Annotated in this window: 11 protein-coding genes and 2 tRNA genes; 12 read left to right on the top strand and 1 reads right to left on the bottom strand. The window is 58.9% G+C overall.

What is annotated here, in order from left to right; genetic code table 11:
• Window positions 1-17 precede the first annotated feature (17 nt).
• The 4 genes from dapB (at window position 18) to greA (ending at window position 6,005) form a co-directional block, all read left to right on the top strand.
• Window positions 18-821, top strand: coding sequence for a 4-hydroxy-tetrahydrodipicolinate reductase (gene dapB, locus AC54XV_RS22050; RefSeq protein ID WP_003400159.1), 804 nt, complete (start codon window positions 18-20; stop codon window positions 819-821).
• A gap of 216 nt (window positions 822-1,037) precedes the next feature.
• Window positions 1,038-2,174 carry a glutamine-hydrolyzing carbamoyl-phosphate synthase small subunit gene (gene carA / locus AC54XV_RS22045; RefSeq protein ID WP_024659417.1) on the top strand — a complete coding sequence of 379 codons (1,137 nt, stop codon included), beginning with the start codon at window positions 1,038-1,040 and terminating at the stop codon, window positions 2,172-2,174.
• A gap of 136 nt (window positions 2,175-2,310) precedes the next feature.
• On the top strand, window positions 2,311-5,532 hold the full coding sequence (gene carB / locus AC54XV_RS22040; RefSeq protein WP_003340565.1) for a carbamoyl-phosphate synthase large subunit: 3,222 nt from the start codon (window positions 2,311-2,313) through the stop codon (window positions 5,530-5,532).
• The gene (greA, locus tag AC54XV_RS22035) at window positions 5,529-6,005 is read left to right on the top strand and encodes a transcription elongation factor GreA (RefSeq protein WP_003400161.1); all 477 of its coding nucleotides are present in this window, start codon (window positions 5,529-5,531) and stop codon (window positions 6,003-6,005) included. Before carB ends, greA begins: the two co-directional genes overlap by 4 nt.
• 79 nt (window positions 6,006-6,084) lie before the next feature.
• Here the strand turns inward: greA and AC54XV_RS22030 are convergent, their stop codons facing one another.
• Window positions 6,085-6,396 carry a YhbY family RNA-binding protein gene (locus AC54XV_RS22030; protein WP_003340569.1) on the bottom strand — a complete coding sequence of 104 codons (312 nt, stop codon included), beginning with the start codon at window positions 6,394-6,396 and terminating at the stop codon, window positions 6,085-6,087.
• Between the two features lie 103 nt (window positions 6,397-6,499).
• Between AC54XV_RS22030 and rlmE the strand changes: the two genes are divergently transcribed.
• The 8 genes from rlmE (at window position 6,500) to AC54XV_RS21990 (ending at window position 12,979) form a co-directional block, all read left to right on the top strand.
• On the top strand, window positions 6,500-7,150 hold the full coding sequence (rlmE, locus tag AC54XV_RS22025; protein ID WP_003313635.1) for a 23S rRNA (uridine(2552)-2'-O)-methyltransferase RlmE: 651 nt from the start codon (window positions 6,500-6,502) through the stop codon (window positions 7,148-7,150).
• Window positions 7,151-7,343: 193 nt separating this feature from the next.
• Entirely contained in the window at window positions 7,344-9,248 is a 1,905-nt protein-coding gene (gene ftsH / locus AC54XV_RS22020) for an ATP-dependent zinc metalloprotease FtsH (protein ID WP_003313633.1), read from the top strand.
• 8 nt (window positions 9,249-9,256) lie between these two features.
• A complete protein-coding gene (gene folP / locus AC54XV_RS22015; protein WP_024639746.1) occupies window positions 9,257-10,108 on the top strand; it encodes a dihydropteroate synthase in 852 nt (283 codons plus the stop codon).
• A 16-nt stretch (window positions 10,109-10,124) separates the two neighbouring features.
• Entirely contained in the window at window positions 10,125-11,468 is a 1,344-nt protein-coding gene (glmM, locus tag AC54XV_RS22010) for a phosphoglucosamine mutase (RefSeq protein WP_024659418.1), read from the top strand.
• Between the two features lie 66 nt (window positions 11,469-11,534).
• Window positions 11,535-12,290, top strand: a complete 756-nt coding sequence (gene tpiA, locus AC54XV_RS22005; RefSeq protein ID WP_011268882.1) for a triose-phosphate isomerase — start codon at window positions 11,535-11,537, stop codon at window positions 12,288-12,290.
• Between the two features lie 4 nt (window positions 12,291-12,294).
• Entirely contained in the window at window positions 12,295-12,675 is a 381-nt protein-coding gene (gene secG / locus AC54XV_RS22000; protein ID WP_003313628.1) for a preprotein translocase subunit SecG, read from the top strand.
• A gap of 46 nt (window positions 12,676-12,721) precedes the next feature.
• Window positions 12,722-12,807 (top strand) — tRNA-Leu (locus AC54XV_RS21995).
• 95 nt (window positions 12,808-12,902) lie between these two features.
• Window positions 12,903-12,979 (top strand) — tRNA-Met (locus AC54XV_RS21990).
• Window positions 12,980-12,995 lie beyond the last annotated feature (16 nt).

Below are 12,995 nucleotides of genomic sequence, written 5' to 3'. Positions count from 1 at the left end.
ATCAACGGGAGCAGGGCATGCGACGTATTGCTGTAGTAGGCGCCGCCGGGCGTATGGGCAAGACCTTGATCGAGGCGGTTCAGCAGGCGCCGGGCGCCGGGTTGACCGCCGCTATCGATCGTCCTGACAGCACGCTGGTGGGCGCTGATGCGGGCGAACTGGCTGCGCTGGGTCGTATCGGTGTGCCGCTGTCAGGTGATCTGGCAAAGGTGGCGGACGAGTTCGACGTTCTGATCGACTTTACCCACCCTTCGGTGACGCTGAAAAATCTGGCGTTCTGTCGCAAGGCAGGCAAGGCGATGATTATCGGCACCACCGGTTTCAGCGCCGAAGAGAAGCAGCGTCTGGAAGAGGCGGGCAAAGACATTCCCATCGTCTTTGCTGCCAATTTCAGTGTCGGCGTGAATCTGTGTCTGAAGCTGCTCGACACCGCTGCGCGCGTTCTGGGTGATGAGGTCGATATCGAAATCACCGAAGCGCACCACCGGCACAAGGTTGATGCGCCGTCCGGCACCGCCTTGCGCATGGGTGAAGTGGTTGCCAATGCGCTGGGTCGCGATCTGGAAAAAGTCGCGGTCTACGGCCGTGAAGGCCAGACCGGTGCGCGTGATCGTCAGACCATCGGGTTTGCGACCCTTCGTGCCGGTGACATAGTGGGTGATCACACCGTGCTGTTCGCTGCGGACGGTGAGCGGGTCGAGATCACGCACAAGGCGTCCAGTCGCATGACCTTCGCCAAGGGTGCTGTGCGGGCTGCAATGTGGCTCGACGGCAAGGCACCAGGGCTTTACGACATGCAGGATGTGTTGGGTCTGCATTGATTTCATACAGGGCCATTCGTGGCCCTGTCGCATTTCCCCGCATTTCAGGCTCATTGGTGGTAGACCAAAATGGGCCTTTTCTGTAAGCTACAGCTTTAGTGTGTCCACTAAAAGCGCGCAGATGATTCCATAAGAAAGCGGGGTGACGTAACTACGTCATTCCGCTTTTTTGCAGCCTGCGATCGCCCTTTCAGGTTTTATTTACGGGAGGTCTTCTTGACTAAGCCAGCCATACTCGCCCTTGCTGATGGCAGCATTTTTCGCGGCGAAGCCATTGGAACCGACGGTCAGACCGTTGGTGAGGTGGTGTTCAACACCGCAATGACAGGCTATCAGGAAATTCTTACCGATCCTTCCTACGCCCAGCAGATCGTTACCCTGACTTACCCGCATATCGGCAACACCGGCACCACCCCTGAAGACGCAGAGTCGGATCGCGTCTGGTCCGCCGGCCTGGTCATTCGCGACCTGCCTCTGGTAGCCAGCAACTGGCGTAACAAGCTGTCCCTCGGTGATTACCTGAAAGCCAACAACGTCGTTGCCATCGCTGGCATCGATACGCGTCGCCTGACCCGCATCCTGCGTGAGAAAGGCGCCCAGAACGGCTGCATCCTGGCCGGCGATAACATCACCGAAGAGGCAGCCATCGCCGCTGCCCGCGGCTTCCCGGGCCTCAAGGGCATGGACCTGGCCAAGGAAGTCTGCACCAAGGACACCTACGAGTGGCGTTCCAGCGTCTGGGATCTGAAAACCGACAGCCATCCTGAAATCGCCGCGTCCGAGCTGCCTTATCATGTGGTCGCCTACGATTATGGCGTCAAGGTCAACATTCTGCGCATGCTGGTCGAGCGCGGTTGTCGCGTAACCGTGGTGCCGGCGCAAACGCCTGCCAGTGAAGTGCTCGCCTACAAGCCGGACGGCGTTTTCCTGTCCAACGGCCCAGGTGACCCGGAGCCGTGCGATTACGCCATCAAGGCGATCAGGGAAGTGCTGGAAACCGACATTCCGGTGTTCGGCATCTGCCTCGGTCACCAGTTGCTGGCTCTGGCCGCGGGTGCCAAGACGGTGAAGATGGGCCACGGCCACCACGGTGCCAACCACCCGGTCCAGGATCTGGACACCGGCGTGGTCATGATCACCAGCCAGAACCACGGTTTTGCGGTGGATGAGGCAACCCTGCCGAGCAACGTTCGCGCCATTCACAAGTCGCTGTTCGACGGCACCCTGCAGGGTATCGAACTGACCGACAAGAGCGCCTTCAGCTTCCAGGGTCACCCTGAAGCGAGTCCGGGCCCGAACGACGTCGCGCCTTTGTTCGATCGCTTTATCGAAGCCATGGCCAAGCGCCGCTGACCGGTTGCCTTGAGACTGTAATACGCAGGTGCCCAGGGCGGCCCCGGACTCAGTGTCCGGTCGCTGCCGCCCAGGCCACCTCAGACAAATGTTCAAGACGGCTTGCCGACTGACCTGCGGATTTGAGTGACAACCCATGCCAAAACGTACAGATATTAAAAGCATCCTGATTCTCGGCGCCGGCCCCATCGTGATCGGCCAGGCCTGTGAATTCGACTACTCCGGCGCCCAGGCCTGCAAGGCTCTGCGTGAGGAGGGTTACCGCGTCATCCTGGTGAACTCCAACCCGGCCACCATCATGACTGACCCGGCCATGGCCGACGCCACCTACATCGAGCCGATCAAGTGGCAGACCGTTGCCAAGATCATCGAAAAAGAGCGTCCGGACGCACTGCTGCCAACCATGGGCGGCCAGACCGCTCTGAACTGCGCACTGGATCTGGAGCGCGAAGGCGTTCTGGAGAAGTTCGGTGTCGAAATGATCGGCGCCAACGCTGACACCATTGACAAGGCAGAAGACCGTTCGCGCTTCGACAAGGCGATGAAGTCCATCGGCCTGGCGTGCCCGCGCTCCGGCATCGCGCACAGCATGGAAGAAGCCAACGCGGTTCTTGAAAAGCTCGGCTTCCCTTGCATCATCCGTCCGTCGTTCACCATGGGTGGCACCGGCGGCGGTATCGCTTACAACCGTGAAGAGTTCGAAGAAATCTGCGCCCGTGGTCTGGACCTGTCGCCGACCAAGGAACTGCTGATCGACGAATCGCTGATCGGCTGGAAAGAGTACGAAATGGAAGTTGTCCGCGACAAAAAGGACAACTGCATCATCGTCTGCTCGATCGAAAACTTCGACCCGATGGGCGTGCACACCGGCGACTCGATCACCGTTGCGCCGGCACAGACCCTGACCGACAAGGAATACCAGATCCTGCGTAATGCCTCGCTGGCAGTGCTGCGCGAGATCGGCGTTGAAACCGGTGGCTCCAACGTTCAGTTCGGCATCTGCCCGAACACCGGCCGCATGGTTGTGATCGAGATGAACCCGCGTGTATCGCGCTCCTCGGCGCTGGCTTCCAAGGCGACCGGCTTCCCGATCGCCCGCGTTGCCGCCAAGCTGGCAGTCGGCTACACCCTCGACGAGCTGTCGAACGAAATCACTGGCGGCAAGACCCCGGCATCGTTCGAACCGTCGATCGACTACGTCGTCACCAAGCTGCCGCGCTTTGCCTTCGAGAAATTCGCCAAGGCCGATGCGCGTCTGACCACTCAGATGAAGTCGGTCGGTGAAGTCATGGCCATCGGTCGTACCTTCCAGGAATCCCTGCAGAAAGCCCTGCGCGGCCTGGAAGTCGGTGTGTGCGGTCTTGATCCGAAGCTGGACCTGAGTCATCCGGAAAGCATGAGCACGCTCAAGCGCGAGCTGACCGTGCCGGGCGCCGAGCGTATCTGGTACGTCGCCGATGCCTTCCGCGCCGGCATGACGGTCGAAGAAATCTTCGCCATGAACATGATCGACCCATGGTTCCTGGTGCAGATCGAAGACCTGATCAAGGACGAAGAGAAGATCAAGACTCTGGGGCTGTCGGCGATCGACCGCGACGTCATGTTCCGTCTCAAGCGCAAGGGCTTCTCCGACGCGCGTCTGGCCAAGCTGCTGGGCGTTACCGAGAAGAACCTGCGCACGCACCGTCACAAGCTCGAAGTGTTCCCGGTCTACAAGCGCGTCGACACCTGCGCCGCCGAGTTCGCAACCGACACCGCGTACCTGTACTCGACCTACGAGGAAGAGTGCGAAGCCAACCCGTCGACGCGTGACAAGATCATGATCCTCGGTGGCGGCCCGAACCGCATCGGCCAGGGTATCGAGTTCGATTACTGCTGCGTACACGCCGCGCTGGCACTGCGTGAAGACGGTTACGAGACCATCATGGTCAACTGCAACCCGGAAACCGTGTCCACTGACTACGACACCTCGGACCGTCTGTACTTCGAGCCTGTCACCCTGGAGGACGTGCTGGAAATCGTCCGTGTCGAGAAGCCGAAAGGTGTGATCGTCCAGTACGGTGGCCAGACGCCTCTGAAACTGGCGCGTGCTCTTGAAGCCGCCGGCGTACCGATCATCGGCACCAGCCCTGATGCCATCGACCGTGCCGAAGACCGCGAGCGCTTCCAGCACATGGTCGAGCGTCTGAACCTGCGTCAGCCGCCAAACGCCACTGTGCGCAGCGAAGACGAAGCGATTCGTGCCGCAGCGAAGATCGGTTATCCACTGGTGGTGCGTCCGTCCTATGTACTGGGTGGCCGTGCGATGGAAATCGTTTACCAGGAAGACGAACTCAAGCGTTACCTGCGCGAAGCGGTTCAGGTGTCCAACGACAGCCCGGTGCTGCTCGACCACTTCCTGAACTGCGCAATCGAGATGGACGTCGACGCGGTCTGCGACGGTACTGACGTAGTGATCGGTGCGATCATGCAGCACATCGAGCAGGCGGGCGTTCACTCCGGTGACTCCGCGTGCTCGCTGCCGCCGTACTCGCTGCCGGCTCACATCCAGGACGAAATGCGCGAGCAGGTCAAGAAGATGGCACTGGAGCTGGGCGTTGTCGGCCTGATGAACGTGCAGCTGGCGCTTCAGGGCGAAGACATCTACGTCATTGAAGTCAACCCGCGTGCATCGCGTACCGTGCCGTTCGTTTCCAAGTGCATCGGTGTTTCCCTGGCAATGATCGCTGCCCGCGTGATGGCAGGCAAAACCCTGAAAGAGCTGAATTTCACCAAGGAAATCATTCCGAACTTCTACAGCGTGAAAGAGGCAGTGTTCCCGTTTGCCAAATTCCCTGGTGTTGACCCGATCCTCGGCCCGGAAATGAAATCGACCGGTGAAGTGATGGGTGTGGGTGATACCTTCGGCGAAGCGTTTGCCAAGGCCCAGATGGGTGCAAGCGAAGTGCTGCCGACTGGCGGTACCGCGTTCATCAGCGTACGTGACGATGACAAGCCCCTGGTTGAAGCGGTCGCTCGTGACCTCATCAATCTCGGCTTCGAGATCGTCGCCACCGCAGGCACTGCCAAGCTGATCGAAGCGGCGGGCCTGAAAGTGCGTCGCGTCAACAAGGTGACTGAAGGCCGTCCGCATGTGGTCGACATGATCAAGAATGACGAAGTCACTCTGATCATCAACACCACCGAAGGTCGCCAGTCGATTGCGGATTCCTACTCCATCCGTCGCAACGCCCTGCAGCACAAGATTTACTGCACCACTACCATTGCAGCAGGCGAAGCGATCTGTGAAGCGCTCAAGTTCGGTCCGGAGAAGACTGTACGTCGCTTGCAGGATCTCCATGCAGGATTGAAGGCATGATCAAATACCCAATGACCGTCCAGGGCGCTCGCGCCCTGGAAGAAGAACTGACCCACCTGACCAAGGTGGTCCGTCCCAAGTTGAGCCAGGACATCGGTACTGCGCGCGAACTGGGCGACCTCAAGGAAAACGCCGAATACCATGCTGCCCGCGAGCAGCAGGGGATGGTCGAGGCGCGTATTCGTGATATCGAAGGCCGCATGCAGAACGCTGTGATCATCGACGTCACGACGATTCCGCACACCGGCAAGGTGATTTTCGGCACGACAGTCGAAATCGCCAACGTCGAGACTGACGAAAGTGTGGTCTATCAGATCGTGGGTGAGGACGAAGCGGATATCAAGAAAGGCAAGATTTCAGTGGGTTCGCCCATTGCCCGTGCCTTGATTGCCAAGGAAGAGGGTGACGTCGTCGTGGTGAAAACGCCCAGCGGCGTTATCGAGTACGAAATCATCGAAGTGCGTCATATCTGATGCTGGCGCCCGTTTTTACGGGCGCTTTCGGCGGCAAAAAAGAGTCAGGGCGCGCTTTTGGCGGCCCTGACTTCTGTTTTTATCCGTGCGCGCGGTGGACGTTGGACAGTTGCTTGTTTACCTTTGGGTTCTTGCGATAGATCAACGCCATTTTGCCGATGACCTGAACCAGGTCGGCAGAACCGGCCTTGCACAATTCTGCGATGGCGCCGAGACGGCTTTCGCGGTCGAGGATGTTGAGCTTGATCTTGATCAGCTCATGATCGCTCAGTGCGCGTTCAAGCTCTGCAAGTACACCTTCAGTCAAACCATTGTCAGCCACGATCAATACCGGTTTCAGATGGTGGCCAATGGATTTGTATTGTTTCTTCTGCTCTGGAGTGAGCGGCATAATCTGACCTCTGCGTCTGATCTTTTAAAAGCGGCGGCCAGTTTACCCGAGCGAGTCCGGGACCGCCCAGTTAATCACGACTCGTTTATTTTTGAGGTGCCCCGTGGCCCGTTCCAAGACAAGCCATAACTGGCTCAAAGAACACTTCGACGACAAGTACGTCAAAATGGCGCAGAAGGACGGCTACCGTTCGCGCGCCAGTTACAAGCTGCTCGAGATCCAGGAAAAGGACAAACTCATCCGTCCGGGCATGACCGTGATCGACCTCGGCGCAGCGCCGGGAGGCTGGTCACAAGTGACCAGTCGTCTGATCGGCGGTCAAGGTCGTCTGATCGCTTCCGACATCCTTGAAATGGACAGCATCCCCGACGTGACCTTCATTCAGGGGGATTTTACCGAGGATGCGATTCTTGAGCAGATCCTCGAGGCAGTCGGTAATACGCAGGTAGACCTTGTGATTTCCGATATGGCCCCCAATATGAGTGGATTGAGCGCTGTAGATATGCCGCGTGCAATGTTTCTCTGCGAATTGGCGCTCGATCTTGCCGGTCGGGTACTGCGTCCCGGTGGCGATTTTCTGATCAAGGTCTTCCAGGGTGAAGGCTTCGATGTCTACCACAAGGACATTCGCAAGCTGTTCGACAAGGTGCAGATGCGCAAACCGTCGTCGTCCCGCGACAGGTCACGCGAGCAATACCTGCTGGCTCGCGGCTTTCGCGGAATTGATGGCGCGGCCAGCATCGAACGTTTTTGACAAGGCGCGATAGCTTTTTTCAAATGGCGTTACCGATGCAGCATGACTGAACATTATGTTGTCAAAGTTTCACAAAGGGTTACAGACGGTGTCTGCCGCATCTGTAGGTTCTGTAGTAAGTTAGGCCGGTGAATATCATGCGAGGCACGCTTGCTGCGTGGAGCTTGCTTCAGAGGGTAGCTAATTGAACGATATGGCAAAGAATTTGATCCTGTGGTTGATCATCGCGGCTGTCCTTGTGACGGTGATGAACAACTTCTCCAGCCCGAACGAGCCGCAGAACCTCAACTATTCCGAGTTCATCCAGCAGGTCAAGGATGGCAAGGTCGAGAAGGTTTCTGTAGACGGCTACGTCATTACGGGCAAGCGCAGCGATGGCGACACCTTCAAGACCATCCGCCCGAACATCCCGGACAATGGCCTGATCGGTGATCTGGTCAGCAATAACGTCGTGATCGAAGGCAAGCAGCCTGAGCAGCAGAGCATCTGGACCCAGTTGCTGGTGGCCAGCTTCCCGATACTGGTGATCATCGCGGTGTTCATGTTCTTCATGCGCCAGATGCAGGGCGGGGCGGGCGGCAAGGGCGGCCCGATGAGCTTCGGCAAGAGCAAGGCGCGTCTGTTGTCAGAAGATCAGGTCAAGACGACCCTGGCTGACGTTGCCGGTTGCGACGAAGCCAAGGAAGAAGTGGGCGAGCTGGTCGAATTCCTCCGCGATCCGGGCAAGTTCCAGCGCCTGGGCGGTCGGATTCCGCGCGGCGTGCTGATGGTCGGCCCTCCGGGTACCGGTAAAACGCTGATCGCCAAGGCCATTGCCGGCGAAGCCAAGGTTCCGTTCTTCACGATCTCCGGTTCCGACTTCGTCGAGATGTTCGTGGGTGTTGGTGCGAGCCGCGTTCGCGACATGTTCGAGCAAGCCAAGAAACACGCGCCATGCATCATCTTCATTGACGAAATCGACGCGGTCGGTCGCCATCGTGGCGCCGGCATGGGCGGTGGTCATGACGAGCGTGAGCAGACTCTCAACCAGTTGCTGGTCGAGATGGACGGTTTTGAAATGAATGACGGCATCATTGTCATTGCCGCAACCAACCGCCCTGACGTACTGGACCCGGCGCTGCTGCGTCCAGGTCGTTTCGACCGCCAGGTGGTTGTAGGTCTGCCAGACATTCGTGGCCGCGAGCAGATCCTCAAGGTTCACATGCGCAAGGTGCCAATGGGCGAAGACGTCAACCCGGGCGTTATCGCTCGCGGTACGCCGGGCTTCTCCGGTGCGGACCTGGCTAACCTGGTCAACGAAGCGTCGCTGTTCGCTGCTCGCTCCGGCAAGCGCGTTGTAGAGATGAAAGAGTTCGAACTGGCCAAGGACAAGATCATGATGGGCGCCGAGCGCAAATCGATGGTCATGTCCGACAAGGAAAAGCGCAACACGGCTTACCACGAGGCGGGTCACGCTATTGTCGGTCGTCTGGTGCCAGAGCATGATCCGGTCTACAAGGTCTCCATCATCCCGCGCGGTCGTGCGCTGGGTGTGACGATGTTCCTGCCGGAAGAAGACCGTTACAGCCTGTCCAAGCGTGCGTTGATCAGCCAGATCTGCTCGCTGTACGGTGGTCGTATTGCGGAAGAAATGACCCTGGGCTTCGATGGCGTCACAACCGGTGCCTCCAATGACATCATGCGTGCCAGCCAGATCGCCCGGAACATGGTCACCAAGTGGGGTCTGTCTGAAAAGCTCGGCCCGCTGATGTACTCGGAAGATGAAGATGCAGGTTACCTGGGGCGCGGCGGTAGCCAGAACTCCAGTGTTTCCGGCGATACTGCCAAGCTTATCGACTCCGAAGTGCGCAGCATCATCGATCACTGCTACGGCACCGCCAAGCAGTTGTTGACGGACAATCGCGACAAGCTGGAAGCGATGGCTGACGCGCTGATGAAGTATGAAACCATTGATGCCGACCAGATCGACGACATCATGACCGGTCGTACTCCGCGCGAGCCGCGTGACTGGGGTGGTGGTTCGGGTACCAACGGTACTCCGATCACGCCTGACCCTCGTCCGGAAACTCCGATTGGCGGTCCTGCTGCCGAGCACTAAGGTCTGACATGACATCTGCGCTGTATCCAACCCGGTTGCCTTGCGGCAACCGGGTTCTTGATTTGGCCCATACGCACGTGATGGGCATCCTCAACGCAACCCCAGACTCATTTTCCGATGGCGGCCGCTACAGCCAGCTCGATGCGGCGCTGCGTCACGCCGAGGCAATGGTGCAGGCTGGCGCGACGCTTATCGATATCGGTGGCGAGTCAACGCGTCCAGGCGCGCGTCCAGTCTCTGCATCTGAAGAGGTCGAACGTGTGGCCCCGCTGGTCGAGGTCATCGCGCGCGAGCTGGATGTGATCATCTCGGTGGATACCTCCACGCCTGAGGTCATGCTGGCGACGGCTGGGCTGGGTGCCGGGCTCATCAACGACGTTCGCTCGCTGCAGCGCCCAGGCGCGCTTGAGGCGGCCGCAAGCACCGGTTTGCCGGTCTGTCTCATGCATATGCTGGGCGAGCCCGGAACCATGCAGAATGACCCGCACTACGATGACCTGGTGGGCGAGGTCTGTGCCTTCCTGGCTGAGCGCATGAAGCAGTGCGTCGCTGCAGGCATCGGTCAGCAGCAGATCATTCTTGATCCGGGCTTTGGCTTTGCCAAGACACTGGAGCACAATCTGAGCCTGTTCAAGCATATGGAAGCGCTGCATGCGCTCGGCCGGCCTTTGCTGGTGGGTGTTTCGCGCAAGAGCATGATCGGTGCTGTGCTGGGGCGTCCCGTCGACCAGCGTCTGTCCGGCGGGCTCGCCCTGGCGGTTCTGGCGATGGCCAAAGGGGCAAGAATTCTACGTGTGCATGATGTCGCCGAAACGGCTGACGTGGTGCGCATGATCGCAGCTGTCGAAGCAGCTGAATAACAACAGTGGGGCATCCATGACTACCAGAAAATATTTCGGAACCGACGGCATTCGCGGTCGTGTAGGGCAATTCCCGATCACTCCCGAGTTCATGCTGAAACTGGGTTGGGCCGCCGGCATGGCTTTCCGCAAGATGGGCGCCTGCCGGATTCTCGTCGGCAAGGACACGCGCATCTCCGGCTACATGTTCGAGTCGGCCCTCGAGGCCGGCCTCTCCGCTGCGGGCGCTGACGTTCTCTTGCTGGGCCCGATGCCGACACCGGCCATCGCCTACCTGACACGTACCTTCCATGCCGAGGCAGGCATCGTCATCAGCGCCTCGCATAACCCGCACTACGACAACGGCATCAAGTTCTTCTCCGGTCAGGGCACCAAGCTCCCTGACGAGATCGAAATGATGATCGAAGAGCTGCTCGACGCACCGATGACCGTGGCTGAGTCCGAGAACCTCGGCAAGGTCTCGCGGATCAACGATGCGGCCGGGCGTTACATCGAATTCTGCAAAAGCAGCGTGCCTACCAGCACCGACTTCGCCGGCCTCAAGGTCGTCATCGACTGCGCTCACGGTGCGACCTACAAGGTGGCGCCCAACGTATTTCGTGAGCTGGGCGCGCAGGTCGTGGTGCTTTCCGCGCAACCTGACGGGCTCAACATCAACAAGGACTGCGGCTCTACGCATATGGAAGCCCTGCAGGCGGCCGTGCTTGCCGAGCATGCGGATATGGGCATCGGTTTCGACGGTGACGGCGACCGCGTGTTGATGGTCGATCACACCGGGACCATCGTCGATGGCGACGAATTGCTCTACATCATCGCCCGCGACCTGCATGAGCGGGGTCGCTTGCAGGGCGGCGTCGTCGGCACATTGATGAGTAACCTGGGGCTTGAACTGGCCCTGGCCGAGCAGGGCATTCCCTTTGTTCGGGCCAATGTCGGTGACCGTTATGTGATCGCCGAACTGCTCGAGCGCAACTGGCAGATTGGCGGTGAAAACTCCGGTCATATCGTCTGTTTCCAGCACGCTACCACCGGTGACGCGATTATCGCCTCATTGCAGGTGATACTGGCCCTGCGTCGCAGTGGTGTAAGCCTGGCTGAGGCGCGTCTGAAATTGCGTAAGTGCCCGCAAATCCTGATCAATGTGCGCTTCGCCGGGTCGGCTGTTGACCCGGTTTCGCATCCGTCGGTCCAGGAGGCTTGCGCCCGTGTCACCGAGCAGATGGCCGGGCGTGGCAGGGTGCTGCTGCGCAAATCGGGTACCGAGCCGTTGGTGCGCGTCATGGTCGAAGGCGAGGACGAAACGCAGGTCAGGGCGTACGCCGAAGAACTCGCAAAACTGGTTACTGAAGTTTGCGCCTGATTTCGGCTTGCCAGTGTCGGAACTGTTGGGTAACATCTGCGCCCACTTTGACCCACGAGGTGTAGCATGCGTCGCCCAATGGTAGCTGGTAACTGGAAAATGCACGGTACCCGCGCCAGCGTCGCTGAGCTGATCGAGGGTTTGTGCAAGCAGTCGTTGCCAGGCAGCGTCGATATCGCCGTGATGCCTGCCAGTCTGTTTACCTGTCAGGTGGTCGATGGGCTCAAGGCCACGTCGATCATCGTCGGTGCGCAGGACGCAGCCATTCAGGCTGAGCAGGGCGCGCTGACGGGTGAAGTTGCATCGAGCCAGCTGGCTGATGCAGGTTGCAAGCTGGTACTTGTCGGTCACTCCGAGCGTCGTCAGTTGATTGGCGAACAGGATGATGTTCTGAACAAGAAGTTTGCGGCAATCCAGGCGAAAGGTCTGACACCTGTGCTTTGCGTAGGTGAAACCCTGGAAGAGCGCAAGGCGGGGCAAACGCTTGAAGTGGTAGGGCGTCAGCTGGACAGTGTTATCGCCGAGTTTGGCGTCAATGCACTGGTCAACGCCGTCATTGCCTACGAGCCGGTCTGGGCCATTGGCACCGGATTGACTGCTTCGCCTCAGGAAGCGCAGGAAGTGCACGCAGCCATCCGTGCGCAACTGGCGAAAGAGAATGCCGAAGTCGCACAAGGCGTGCGACTTCTCTATGGCGGCAGCGTGAAGGCGGCCAATGCGGTCGAGCTCTTCAGCATGCCGGATATCGATGGGGGGCTCATTGGTGGAGCTTCCCTGAATGCAGATGAGTTCGGTGCGATCTGTCGCGCCGCGGGAAACTGAAAAAATGCTGGAAACAGTCGTAATCGTTTTTCACCTGTTGGGCGCTCTGGGCGTTGTCGCTCTGGTATTGCTGCAGCAGGGTAAAGGTGCCGACGCAGGCGCGTCGTTCGGAGCAGGTGCATCAAATACTGTCTTCGGAGGTCAAGGAACCTCTACCTTTCTCAGTAAGTTTACTGCTATACTTGCGGCATGTTTTTTCATAACCAGCTTGGGGTTAGGTTACTTTGCTAAAGAGAAAGCTCAACAGCTGACTCAGGTAGGTTTGCCAGACCCGGCAGTACTGGAAGTGAAGCAAAAGCCGGCAGCAGATGATGTACCGGTTCTCGAAGGGCAAAAGCCAGCCGCTGTTCCAGCTGACGTACCTCAAGCCCCAGAGAAGAAGTAATACAGAATTCGGCGATGTTCGTGAGGTCGCCAAAAAGAGTTGTAATGCCGAGGTGGTGGAATTGGTAGACACGCAACCTTGAGGTGGTTGTGCCCATAGGGTGTAGGGGTTCGAGTCCCCTTCTCGGTACCAATTAACAGGAGAGCCCGCACTAGCGGGCTTTCTTGTAGGTGGATGTTGGATTGACCCAGCAATGGATCGGTCGTATACTTCCGCCCCAGCTTTGTCGCGGGGTGGAGCAGTTTGGTAGCTCGTCGGGCTCATAACCCGAAGGTCGTTGGTTCAAATCCAGCCCCCGCAACCAGTTTTAGCGGAGCCCC

Source organism: Pseudomonas fragariae (ex Marin et al. 2024), assembly GCF_059621105.1.
This window is presented reverse-complemented; position numbering and strand designations above follow the sequence as displayed.